We start from the raw sequence: 12,098 nt of genomic DNA on the forward strand, positions 1-12,098 counted from the left end.
TCGCAGCGGTCAGCTGCGCCGCGCGAAGATGTTTGTGCTGGTGGCGGCGACGCTCTGGCCGGGCGGCAGCACGACCACGGTCGAGCCGAGCTGCACGCGGCTGTAGAGATCGGCGACGTCGGTGTTTGTCATGCGGATGCAGCCGGACGAGATCGCCTGGCCGATATATTCCGGCTGGTTGGTGCCGTGGATGCGGTACAGCGAGTCCTTGTTGCCCTCGTAGAGATAGATCGCGCGGGCGCCGAGCGGATTGGCGGGGCCGCCGGCGACGCGCTTCGGATACGGCCCGAGCCGGGCCTGGATCTCGGCGGTGGGAACCCAGTCCGGCCATTCGGCGAGCTTGCCGACCGTGGCGACGCCGTGGAAGGCCTGCGCCTCCTCGCCGACGGCGACGCCGTAGCGGATCGCCTTGCGTTCGGGCAGCACGTAGTAGAGGAAGCGCGCATCGGTATCGACGACGATCGTGCCCGGCTGCTCCTGCCGCGTGTATTCGACGATGTGGCGCTGGAACTGCTGCGGGATCTGCGCCTCGGCGTAGGGGGCGCGCGCGAGCAACTGACGATCGCGGGGGGTGAGCGCTGCATCGGAGGTCGGCGACAACGTCGCTTCCATGCAGCCGGCCACCAACAAAGTGCCGGCCAGCGACACTGCGAGCCCCAGTCTCGACATCTCGATCTCCCCCAACGCGCGGTCGAATTCATGTGCCCGGAGGATCGCGCCAATATCAAGGCGTTGCACCCAACACTTGCGTGATCGCTGCGTGTCCCAGGCTGCGGTGATGCGACGCTCTCAGTTCCGTCAGGCGAAGGTCAAGATGACGCAACAGATGCGTCGAGACCGGTTCCTCACGATGCCTTGCCGAAGGCGAGAACGTGAAGCCCGAGGCGCTGCTTGACGATACGGAACAGCAGCACGGTCTCGAACGCGAGGGACAGCGAGGTGGCCGCCGCCGCGCCATGGCCGCCGAACTGCGGCACCAGCAGGATGCACAAAACGAGGTTCATCACGAACGCCGCCGCATAGGCCATCGCGCAGGCGCGCTGCTGGCCGAGCATGTTGAGGAGGCGTTCGACGGGACCGATCGCGGAGCGGACCACGAGGCCGATCGCGGCGATGAACATGATGTCGTAGCCCGCAGTGAATTGCGCGCCGAACAGCCACAGCAGCGGCTTGCCGAGCGCGAGCAGCACCAGCGTCGCCGCCAGCGACGGCCAGAACGTCCATTTTATCGCGTAGGCCACATAGGCCGACAGTCGCGCCTTGTCGCCGAGCGCGTGATATTCGGCGAAGCGATGCGCCGTCGTCGCCGACATCGCGTAGTGGATGAACGACACCAGCGCGAGCGTCTTGACGACTGCGAAATAGATGCCGACCTCCTCGGAGGAACGGAATTGCTGCAGCACCAGCACGTCGGTGTAGGACAGCAGCAGATAGAAGCTCTCGACCAGCAGGATCGGCAGCGAGATCGCGAGCCAGCCGCGCAGATCGTATTGTTTGCGCCCCGCCTCGATGTGGCGGCCGAGCCTGCGGTTCAGCACCAGCATCTGGCCGAGCATCGCGAGCCACACCGCCGCCGCGCTCGCGGCCATCGCCACGGTGGCGCCGAGCTGCAGCCCGAGCATGAATGCGCCGGCGGTGAAGCCGATGATCAGCGTCTGGCGGATGATGAATTGCGGCATCAGCCCGAGCGCCATCCAGTCGTGCGAGCGCGCGATGCCGTCCTGGGTGTTGGCGACGACGAAGGCGGGCAGCGTGAGGCAGCCGATGTAGAGCGGCATGCGCTCGCTGGCGTCGATCCACGGCGACAGCAGCGCGATCAATCCGGCGAGCAGCAGCGCGGCGACCGTGGACGTCGCCAAGGTCAGCCAGCGGCCGCCGGAGAGAAAGCCGCGCAGCAGCGCGTGCTGGCCCGAGGTGCGGTAGTCCGGGATGATCTTCTGCGCCGAGGAGGCGATGCCGAAATCGAGCATGCTGCCGAGCAGCAGCACCCAGGTCCAGACATAGACGTAGGTGCCGTAGTCCGACCCGCCCATCCAGCGCGCCAGCAGGATCTGGCTGAGATAAGCGAGGCCGGCGCTGAGCACGCGGATCAGGAAGATGGTGCCGGCCAGCCGCCGCGTCAGCGACGCTTCGCCGCTGCCGCCGAGCGCGCGCAGGCGCGCTTTCAACCGGGCTGCGAGGCCTGATGATGCGGTGGTACGGGCGTCGATCACGGCCACGGCGAAGGCTCCACGGCCGCACGGAGGGCGGCGAGGATCCTGTCCTATCAACGCATCGTTAAGAATGGGTTGGACGGGCTGTGCCCGGTCCGCCGGCGCGGCTCATGGCAGGTTGACGTTGAACTCGTAGGCCTTGTCGGGCGCCACCAGAGTGAACTTCAGCGCCGCTCCATCGGGCTTGACGCCGGGCGGCACGCCGTCGAGCTCGAAGGCGAAGCGCTTGATGCCGGGCGTGTCGCTGTCGCGCGCTTGCGGGATCGGCAAGGCCCAGTCCGGTGTCGGTCCCTCGACATAGAGATGGATGCCGCGCGGATCAGCCGCGGCAACATCGACGATGACGTCCTTCCTGCCGTCGCGCCTGACACTGCGGATCGTCAACGGAGTGGCGTCACCGACATTGGCGGGCTTCGGCACCGTGTCGAGCGCGGCCGACAGCGACGCGTCCTCGGTGCTGGCGACGCTGGTGAAGGCGAGCTCCGCCTTGGCTTCCACCGGGATGCAGATCTTCTCGCAGACGGCGTAGCTGATGTCGGCGCGCAACGTCATCGGCTTGTCGGCGCTCTTGGCGACGATGCGCAACGGCAGCACGACCTGATCGTGATAGCCGAGCGAATGTCCGCCGGCGCCGTCGTCGAACTTGGTCGGCGCCGGCCACAGGACGGTCACCGCTTCGACATTGTCCGACTTGGAAAAGTCGAATCGCGGCGGCACACCGGAATCGCCGGGCGTGCGCCAGTACGTCTTCCATCCCGGCTGCAGCTGGATGGCGATGCCGCCGAGCATGACCGGCCCGCTGCGCGACCCTGCGAGCAGGCGGATCGCGGAGTGGCCGTCGCGCTGCCAGGGCGAGGAATCCTGCGCCCGTGCTCCGGCACAAGGCCAGGACAGCACAACGACGGCGGCGAGCAGTGTGGCGGGAAGACGAGGAACCAAGGCGGACATGAGACGTCTTTAAAGTTTGGATCGGGCGCAAACCATTGAATTGCTTGTGAGCGGATTCGGACGCTGAGGCCTGAACCTTGATTGACAGATGCGCATCCCAATATCAGGATATCAACCATCATGAGAGTCCTTGCGGATGAATCCTGAAGCAAAAAGGCTGGGCGACATTCGCCGCAAAATGACCGGGATCGGGGATCATGCCTCTCAAGGCGGTTACCTCGACGGCCAGTTGCTGGTCGCAATGCCGGTGATGGGTGATTCCCGCTTCGAGCGCTCCGTGATCTATCTGTGCGCCCACTCCGCCGAAGGCGCCATGGGTATCATGGTGAACCGGCCGGCCGGCAGCATCGATTTCCCGCAGCTCCTGATGCAACTGAATATCATCGAGAAGGGCGACCAGATCAGCCTGCCGGACAGCGCCGAGACCATGAAGGTGCTGAGCGGCGGTCCGGTCGATACCGGCCGCGGTTTCGTGCTGCATTCGAGCGACTACTTCATCGCCAACGCGACGTTGAAGATCAACGACGGCGTGTGCCTGACGACGACGATCGACATCCTCAAGGCGATCGCCAAGGGCAACGGCCCGAAGCACGCCATTCTCGCGCTCGGCTATGCCGGCTGGCGTGCCGGCCAGCTCGAGGAGGAGATCCAGGACAATGGCTGGCTGCACTGCGACGCCGATCCCGAGCTGATCTTCGGCGATAATGTCGATGACAAATACGATCTGGCCTTGCGCAAGATCGGCATCGATCCGGGCATGCTGTCCAACGCCGCGGGCCATGCGTAGGTCTTCTCGATAGCGCACGTCCCGGCCCGGCGGCCTGACTGCCCGTCATAGTGGGCCGTCTGCCTCTCCACGGTCATTGCGAGTGCAGCGAAGCAATCCAGAGTCCCACGGCGACTCTGGAATGCGTCGTGGCTGCGCTCCTCGCAATGACGACCTCTTCTGACAGCCGCGGGGGAGACGAGCTACTCCGCCGCCTGCTGCGCCACCGTCGGCTCGGTGCCGGCCACCGTCGCGCGGCGCATGTCGCGGGGTTGCGACTGATCGTAGCGGCGCACGCGGTGCATGGTCTGGCGATTGTCCCACATGATGAGATCGTGTCGCGCCCATCTGTGGACGTAGACGAACTCCGGCTGCGTGGCGTGTTCGGTGAGATCGCGCAGCAGCAGTCGTCCTTCGGGCATGCTCATGCCAAGCACCGCGCCGGCATGCGATGATAGATACAGCGATTTGCGGCCATGCGCCGGATGCGTGCGCACCAGGCGCTGCCTGACCGGCTTGAACATCGCCTTCTCCTCCTCGGTGTAGTCGAGGAAGCCGAGCGAGCCGCGCGAATACATCAGCGAATGTTCGCAGACGAGATTCTCGATCTCCGCCTTGGTCTCCTGATCGAGCGCGTCATAGGCGGCGCGCATGTCGGCGAACTCGGTATTGCCGCCCTTCGGATTGACGATGCGCGCCGACAGGATCGAGTACTTCGCCGGGATCGGCCGGAACGAGCTGTCGGAATGCCACAGGCAGTTGCCGAGATTGAACAGATGCGTGCGATGGTCTGATGGCAGCGGCTTGCCGTCCTTGCCGAGGTTGGAGACGTCGTTCAGTCCGGTGGTGAGGCGATAGTCCTCCTTCTTCGTGACCGTACCGCCGCGCGCCTGCTCGCGCTCGCCGAAATTCAGCGCGAAGGCAAGCTGCTGCTCGTCGCTGATGTCCTGATCATGGAACACCAGCACGGCGTAGTGATCGATCGCGGCCTGCAATGCTGCGACGTCGTCGCGCGTGAGCGGAGCGCGCAGATCGACGCCCGAGACCTCGCCGACGAAATGGGGATGCAACTGCCGAATGGCGATCGCCATGGCGTCCTCCTTGCGTGCCCTCGTGATGGCGAACTGCCGTTCGCTTCTGGCCCCAAGGCTACGCCCGCAATGGATGAAGTCAATTCGTGCACCGGGCAACCTCGCGCACGGCTGTCATGCCGGCCCGTCAGACGTCACGCGTTGCGGGCCATCAGCCCGCCGTCGACCGGAATGACGGCGCCGGTGATGAACGAGGCCGCCGGCAAGCACAGGCTCAGCGTCATATGCGCCACCTCCTCGGGATCGCCGTATCGTCCGAGCGCGGTGCGCCGTCTCGCATAAATGGCCTTCTGCTCGTCGGGAATGCGCGCGGTCATCGCCGTCGTGATCGGCCCCGGGCAGATGCAGTTGACGGTGATGCCGTCGCGGCCGAGCTCGACCGCGAGCGAGCGCGTCAGTCCGGTGACGCCCGCCTTGGCGGCGGAATAGGCGCTATGCAGCGCGGTCGCGCCGAGCGCCTCGGTCGAAGCGATGTTGACGATGCGCGGGCATCGCGACCGACGCAGATGCGGCAGCGCGGCGCGGATGACGCGCTGCTGCGCCGTGAGCATCACGGAAAGACCCTTGGCCCAGGCGTCGTCATAGCTGTCGTCGTCGATCGCGACGCGCACCGAGATGCCGGCATTGTTGACGACGATGTCGAGCCCGCCGAAATGTGCCGCGGCCTCGTTGACCACGGCCGTGATGGCGTCGCGATCGGTCAGGTCGAGCTGCCAGGCGCGCGCCGTTCCGCCTGCCACCGCGATGGTCGTCGCCACGGCGCGCGCGCCGTCCGCGTCGATGTCGGTGACGGCGACCCGCGCCCCGTCGTCGGCGAACACGCGCGCGGTCGCACGGCCCATCCCGGATGCCGCACCCGTGATCAGGACGTTCAATCCCTGGACGGATCGGCTGAGTTGCTTGTGGTCCTGCATATTTGCGGCTCACGGAAAAATGCACATCGCGTCGGCGCCTTCGGGATTATCACTGATCGGACGCATTTGGTCAGCACCGATCCGACATGGCGGCATTCACGTTGCCTCACGACAGGGCTCAACGAACCGGAGTGATCATGGCGTTCAAGACAGTCATTGGCTTGGCTTTGGCAGCGGGATTGCTTGCTGCCGATGTGGCGCAGGCGGACGGCATCAACGCCGGTGGCCGCAAGGCCAGCGCCGTGCAGCCCTTCAATGCGCAGAGCGTAGCCGAATTCGATACGCCCTGGGCCATCGCCTTCCTGCCCGATGGCCGGATGCTGATCACGGAGAAGCCCGGACGGATCTACATCGTGACCCAGAGCGGCCAGAAGACCGAGATCGGCAACGTGCCGGCGGTGGCCGCACGCGGGCAGAACGGCCTGTTGGACATCGCGATCTCACCGGCCTTCGCGACGACGTCGCAGGTCTATATCAGCTATACCGAGCCGAGCACCGAGGGCAGCCGCCTCGTGCTCACCCGTGCCGTTCTGTCGCTGGCCAACGATCGCGCCATGCTGAGCGAACCGACGGTCATCTGGCGGCAGACGCCGGCGGGCGGCGGCGGTCAGCCCGGCGGCATCATCGCGTTCGATCCAGCCGGAACACATCTGTTCCTGACCGTCGGCGACCGCATGCAGCCGACCAGCGCCCAGGATCCACGCCAGGCCCGCGGCAAGGTGCTCAGGCTCAATCTCGATGGCGCGACGCCGTCGGATAATCCGATGGCCGAGGACAAGGGTGTGCGGGCCCAGACATGGACCACGGGCCATCGCAATCCCTATGGCCTTGCCTTCGCCCCGGACGGCCGGCTCTGGCTGCACGAGATGGGCCCGCGCGGTGGCGACGAGCTGAACCTGATCGAACCGGGAAAGAACTACGGCTGGCCGCTGGTCTCGAACGGCGACAATTACGACGGCACGCCGATCCCGCGTCATGCGACACGGCCGGACCTCACGGCGCCGCCGCTCTATTGGGATCCGGTGATCGCGCCCGCGGGCCTCGCTTTCTATGATGGCGCCTTGTTCCCGCAATGGAAGGGATCGGCGCTGATCGGGGGGCTCAGGGCGCATGCGCTGGTGCGCGTGGCGTTCCGTGGGGACGGCCAGCCGGACGAGGCCGAGCGCTGGGATATGGGTGAGCGCATCCGCGACGTTGCGGTGGCGCCCGATGGTGCCGTCTGGATCATCGAGGACGACTCGCCCGGCCGGCTCAAGCGGCTGACGCCTTCGAAGTGAGGCCGCTGGCGTTGACAGCGCGGCCGGTGCTCTCCACACAGGTCGAACAAACAACAAGACAAGGGCCAGGGAGATGAACGCGCTCGATTTCTCGGGACGGCAGGTGCTGGTGGTCGGCGGTTCCAGCGGCATCGGCAACGGCATCGCGCAGGCGTTTCGACAGCAGGGCGCTGAGGTCGCGGTCTGCGGCACGCGCGCCAGCGCGGCGGACTATGCGGCTGACGAAGGCTCCGATCTCGACGGGCTGGACTATCAGCAGCTCGATGTCAGCAATGCCGCCGCGATCGAGGCGTTCGCGCCGCGCTTCGGGCGGCTCGACGTGCTGGTGCTGGCACAGGGCGCGGTGCTGTACCGTCGCGGCGAGTTCGCGATGGACGGCTTCCGCAAGGTGATGGAGGTCAATCTCATCAGCTTGATGGCCTGCGCGACGAAGTTTCACAGTCTGCTGCGCGATGCCAAGGGCGCGCTGATCATCGTGTCGTCGACTGCGGCCTTTCATTCGACCATGGGCAATCCGGCCTACAACGCGTCCAAGACCGGCGCGGTCGGGCTGACACGGACGTTGGCCGAGGCGTGGGCCGCGGACGGCATCCGCGTCAACGGCATCGCGCCGGGTCTCGTCGATACCAAGATGACGAAGGTGACGACCGCCAATCCGCAGCGCCTCGAAGGCGCCCTGCAGCGCATTCCACTGAGGCGGCTGGGCACGCCGCAGGACATGGCAGGCGCGGCGTTGTTCCTCGCCTCGCCGCTGTCGTCCTACATCATCGGTCAGACCATCGTCGTCGATGGCGGCCTGATTTTGTAGTCGGCCGGAACCGTCCTCGTCCCTGCTGGTTAGCACAGCGGAAAGCCCGCAAACGCGAGACAAGGAGAAGCGGCGATGGATACGGATCGTTTGACCGGAACGGCGAAGGATGTCGCAGGCAAGGTCGAAGCCGGCATTGGCGAGATGACCGGCGACAAGAGCACCCAGGCGTCGGGGCGTGCGCGCGAGGCGTCGGGTGTCGTGCAGAATCTCTACGGTCAGGCCAAGGACGCCGCGCGCGAGGCCGGCGATGCGGCCATGGACTACGCCAAGGACACGTTCGGCAGCAGCACCGACACGCTGCGTGACGGCACCCAGGCGCTGACCAAGCGGGTTCAGGACAATCCGATGGGCGCGCTGCTGGTCGCTGGCGGCATCGGCTTCATGCTCGCCATGCTGATGCGCCCCTCGAGCCGGCCGCAGCCGCAGCGCTGGCGCTACTGAGCTCTCGCACCGACGGTCAAAGCCTGAATAGAAACCGGCCCGCATTCCTGCGAATGCGGGCCGGTTTGTCATTCGAGGCATCGAGTCGCGTCAAGGTCTGATCGTTGACAATCTTGCTGCGTCCGCGATCAGCGGACGGGCCCGTCGAGCGCCGCCGCCGAACGGCCCACGGCTGCCGGCGGCCGCGGCGGGCCGTTGGGATTGCGGGCGGCCGGTGGCCGGGGTGGCGGCGCCGGCTGTTGTTGTGGCGCGCCGAAGCCGAAGAACTCCTGGAAGCCCCGGCCGTTCTGGTTCGCCTGCCCATTGGGGTTCGGCTGTTGCGCCTGACTGGGCGCTGCCTGCCCAGGCGCTGCCGGCGTCGTCAGCCGCTTGGGCCGCTGCTGCGGCGGAAGCTGGCCAGGGGCTGCCGGATTGGTCTCGGCCGGTGACGTCGACGCGACCGGCGTATCAGGCTTGGCAAGCTCCTTCGGCGGCTCCTTGGCCTGTTCGCGGCCGACCTCGCGGCGTGGCCAGGCGAAATCGTCGGCGCGTCCGGCTGGCGGGCTCAGCGCCTCGCCCTTGACCAGCGTCCGCGAGGCCAATGCGTCGACCGCCGCGGGGCGGGAGCCGGGGCCGCCGAGCAGTTGATCGGTACCGACCGACGAGGCCACCAGCGGCAGGATTGGTCCCGCCATCGGGCGCGGCGCGGGCTGGCCGGGGACCGCATTGGCGTCCGGCGTGGCCGGCTCGTTCGGCAGCTCCAGCGGTGTGGAGCGGGCCGCGAGCAGCCGGTTGATCTCGCGTTCGGCATAATGCGCCAGCTTGCGCGCGCCGGGCTTGGTGAAATAGACGCCGTCATAGGAGCGCAGCTGGCGGATCTGGCCTTCGAAATCCGGGCCCTTGTGCAGGAAGCGGCCGGCCTCGTCGACGAAGCCGTCCCAGACGTCGACATAGGTGATGCCGGTCTTGCCGGCGACGTCGCGATAAAGCGAATCCAGGAACAGCGTGTCGGCCGTGCCCTTGGGGCCGCGCACGGCGGGCAGGCCGACCCACAGCACCGGCACGCCCTTGGTCTTGGCGACCGCGATCAGCTCCTCGATCTTCTTGGTGTAGAGCTCGACCCAGCGCTCGTCGCGGAATTCGGTGAGGCCGCCCGGTGTGCGCGCGGTCCTCTCCGGCGCTGCGACGGCGGGAGCGTCGTTGTCGACCTCGTCCTGCGGCAGCTCACTGTCCGGCTTGGCGGCGGTGTCCGTCTTCGCGTCGGGCTTGGCATCCCCGGCCTTGGTGTCGCCTGGTTTGGCGTCGCCGGCCTTCGCCTCCCCAGACTTGGCATCCCCAGACTTGGCCTCTCCTGGCTTGGCGTCTCCAGGTTTCGCCTCGCCGGGCTTGGCCTTGGCGTCCTTCTTGGCCTTGTCCGCCTTCTTGTCGTCGGTCTTCTCGACGGCCGGCTCTCGGATCGAGATCCGGTCGTTGAGCCCCAGCATGATCACGATCGCGTCGGCGCGCTCGGTGGCCAGGATGCCCTTGGCGGCGGCGGCCCAGTCGGCCGGCTCGCCCTTGGGCTGGTACTTGATGAGACCGGAATTGGTCCTGATCCGCCGGGTGACGCCCATATCCGGTTGCTCCGAATAGGCGTCCTCCAGGCCGTAGGCGAGCCAGTCGGCCATGCCGTCGCCGAGCACCAGCACATAGCGGTCCGGGGCGCTGGCATTGTCGCGCTTCTCCGGCGGCGGCGCCTTGGAATAATCCTGGGTGACCTTCTTCGGCTGCTGCGGCTGATACGGCGAGAAGAAGTCGCCGCCGAACCAGCCTCCGCCACCGCCGCCGCCGCGAGGCGCCGGACGGGGTGAGGAGAACGGGTTGAAGTTGAAGAACTGGGCCGAGGCCGGGCCGGTGATTCCGACCAGCATGGCGATGACGACGGCCAGCACGACCGCCGGGCCGGGCTCGTTCAACAGCTTGAGGATGGACTTCAGCTTTGACATGCGCACCCGTCCGCACCTGCCGTGCGGCGAAACCGTGACCAACCATATAATAGGACCCGAATCAGGCCGCAAACGGGCATTCACCGGATGGTGTTGATGGCCCCCGGCAATCGCCCCAAAAGGTTACCGGAGCGGGCCGATCGAGGCAGATCAGCGTCCGCGCAGCCGTTCCAGCACGTCGGAGGTGGCAAAACCGTCCGCCGGCGCCCCGATCGAGGCCTGGAAGCTCCGCAACGCCTCGCGGGTCTGGCCGCCGAACTGGCCGTCGGGCGTGCCGCGGTAAAACCCGCGCTGGGCCAGCAGCTGCTGGAGCTCCAGCCGCTCGGCGCGCGACAGCGTGCGCTCCTCGCGCGGCCAGGCCTGCACGAACGGCGGTGCGCCGCGCAGGCGGTCGGCGAAATGCCCGATCGCCAGCGCATAGGCCTCGGCGGGATTGTATTTCATGATGACGCGAAAGTTCTGCAGCATCAGGAACCCGGGTCCCTGGGCGCCTGCTGGCGCCAGCAGATAGGCCTTCTCGGTCGTGGCGGGGAACGGCTGGCCGTTGGCGCGGCGCAGGCCCAGCTGCTCCCATTGACCGAAGCTCATGCTCTTGGCGCGGTCGGCCAGCATGTAGTTGAAGCCCTGCGGCACCACGACCTCGTAGCCCCAGCTCTGGCCGCTCTGCCAGCCGTCCTTCTTGAGGTTGTTGGCAGTCGAGGCGATCAGGTCGGCGGGGTTGTCGACGACGTCGCGGCGCCCGTCGCCGTCGGCATCCACCGCGAAGCGCTTGAAGGCGGTGGGCATGAACTGGGTCGGGCCGAAGGCCCCCGCCCAGGAGCCGCGGAGCTGCTCGGGCCTGAGATCGCCGCGGTTGAGGATCTCCAGCGCCGACAGGAACTCGTCCTTGAAATAGGCCTGGCGGCGGCCGATGCAGGCGAGCGTGGCAGTCGACTGCAGCACGCTGCGGTCACCGATCTGGGTCGAGTAGTTGGACTCGATGCCCCAGATCGCGGCGATGATGTAGCGGTCGACGCCATAGGCGCGTTCGACCGCATCGAACTGCGGCTTGTACTTCGCCAGCACCTCGCGGCCCTTGGCCATGCGATTGTCGTTCACCAGGATGTCGAGATAATCCCAGATCGACTTGGTGAATTCCGGCTGCGCGTCCATCAGGTCCATGATGCGCAGGTCCGGCGACAGGCCGGCGGTGAAGCGCTGGAAATTGTCCTGGGTGATGTTGCGGCGTGCGGCATCTGGCCACATCCCGGCGACGCACGCATCGAAATTGCCGGCGGCCTCGCGAATCGCGGCCGCGGTCATCAGCGGATGGCCGGAGGCGCCGTCCTCGCCGCTCCAGGGTTGCGGGCCGCCCGGGGAGGGAGCCTGCGCGGGCTGGATCGGGCTTGGATTTCCCTTGGTCAGGGTCCCCGTGAACAGGCCGTCCAGGAAGTTCAGCGGATTGCCGGATTGCGCCAATGCGGAACCGGACACCACCGTCAACGCCGTGGCCAGAACCGCCGCCCCGGCACCGGCCTTCAGAGCTGTCAGCATCACGTTCCGTCGCATCATGTCTCGATCCAGATCGCGTGGAAGATCGGCCTCCACGAGGCCCGGTCCTGCTTAACGGCAGATTAACAAGGTTAACGATTTCCGCAGCGAAATTTAGCCTTTCGATCCGCCTCGCGCGGAAC

General features: G+C 66.8%; 11 protein-coding genes. 4 read left to right on the forward strand and 7 right to left on the reverse strand.

The window, feature by feature from the left end; genetic code table 11:
- Positions 1–9: 9 nt before the first annotated feature.
- From QXZ94_RS29800 to QXZ94_RS29810, 3 genes are all read right to left on the reverse strand, one after another.
- Complete coding sequence (locus QXZ94_RS29800) at positions 10–669, reverse strand: L,D-transpeptidase (RefSeq protein ID WP_315724441.1); 660 nt, start codon at positions 667–669, stop codon at positions 10–12.
- Positions 670–845: 176 nt separating this feature from the next.
- Positions 846–2,219: a lipopolysaccharide biosynthesis protein gene (locus QXZ94_RS29805; RefSeq protein ID WP_315724443.1), complete on the reverse strand. Its 1,374-nt coding sequence runs from the start codon at positions 2,217–2,219 to the stop codon at positions 846–848.
- Positions 2,220–2,321: 102 nt separating this feature from the next.
- A complete protein-coding gene (locus tag QXZ94_RS29810) occupies positions 2,322–3,161 on the reverse strand; it encodes a protein-disulfide reductase DsbD domain-containing protein (protein ID WP_315724445.1) in 840 nt (279 codons plus the stop codon).
- A 136-nt stretch (positions 3,162–3,297) separates the two neighbouring features.
- On the opposite strand from QXZ94_RS29810, the gene QXZ94_RS29815 reads away from it, so the two are divergent.
- Positions 3,298–3,948, forward strand: coding sequence for a YqgE/AlgH family protein (locus QXZ94_RS29815; RefSeq protein WP_315724447.1), 651 nt, complete (start codon positions 3,298–3,300; stop codon positions 3,946–3,948).
- A gap of 182 nt (positions 3,949–4,130) precedes the next feature.
- On the opposite strand, the gene QXZ94_RS29820 is transcribed toward QXZ94_RS29815, so the two are convergent.
- Both QXZ94_RS29820 and QXZ94_RS29825 read right to left on the reverse strand, forming a co-directional pair.
- Positions 4,131–5,018: a TauD/TfdA family dioxygenase gene (locus QXZ94_RS29820; RefSeq protein ID WP_315724449.1), complete on the reverse strand. Its 888-nt coding sequence runs from the start codon at positions 5,016–5,018 to the stop codon at positions 4,131–4,133.
- 134 nt (positions 5,019–5,152) lie between these two features.
- Positions 5,153–5,932 carry an SDR family NAD(P)-dependent oxidoreductase gene (locus QXZ94_RS29825; RefSeq protein ID WP_315724451.1) on the reverse strand — a complete coding sequence of 260 codons (780 nt, stop codon included), beginning with the start codon at positions 5,930–5,932 and terminating at the stop codon, positions 5,153–5,155.
- A gap of 137 nt (positions 5,933–6,069) precedes the next feature.
- Here QXZ94_RS29825 and QXZ94_RS29830 point away from each other — a divergent pair, with 137 nt between their 5' ends.
- The 3 genes from QXZ94_RS29830 (at position 6,070) to QXZ94_RS29840 (ending at position 8,461) form a co-directional block, all read left to right on the forward strand.
- Positions 6,070–7,209, forward strand: coding sequence for a PQQ-dependent sugar dehydrogenase (locus QXZ94_RS29830; RefSeq protein WP_315724453.1), 1,140 nt, complete (start codon positions 6,070–6,072; stop codon positions 7,207–7,209).
- Positions 7,210–7,282: 73 nt separating this feature from the next.
- The gene (locus tag QXZ94_RS29835) at positions 7,283–8,017 is read left to right on the forward strand and encodes an SDR family NAD(P)-dependent oxidoreductase (RefSeq protein ID WP_172134424.1); all 735 of its coding nucleotides are present in this window, start codon (positions 7,283–7,285) and stop codon (positions 8,015–8,017) included.
- 75 nt (positions 8,018–8,092) lie between these two features.
- Entirely contained in the window at positions 8,093–8,461 is a 369-nt protein-coding gene (locus tag QXZ94_RS29840) for a CsbD family protein (RefSeq protein WP_315724456.1), read from the forward strand.
- Positions 8,462–8,589: 128 nt separating this feature from the next.
- On the opposite strand, the gene QXZ94_RS29845 is transcribed toward QXZ94_RS29840, so the two are convergent.
- Entirely contained in the window at positions 8,590–10,425 is a 1,836-nt protein-coding gene (locus QXZ94_RS29845; protein WP_315724458.1) for a DUF459 domain-containing protein, read from the reverse strand.
- Between the two features lie 150 nt (positions 10,426–10,575).
- A complete protein-coding gene (locus tag QXZ94_RS29850; RefSeq protein ID WP_315724460.1) occupies positions 10,576–11,976 on the reverse strand; it encodes a lytic murein transglycosylase in 1,401 nt (466 codons plus the stop codon).
- Positions 11,977–12,098: the final 122 nt, after the last annotated feature.

It is taken from the genome of Bradyrhizobium sp. SZCCHNS2022 (assembly GCF_032377575.1).
GTDB classification, from domain to species: domain Bacteria; phylum Pseudomonadota; class Alphaproteobacteria; order Rhizobiales; family Xanthobacteraceae; genus Bradyrhizobium; species Bradyrhizobium aeschynomenes.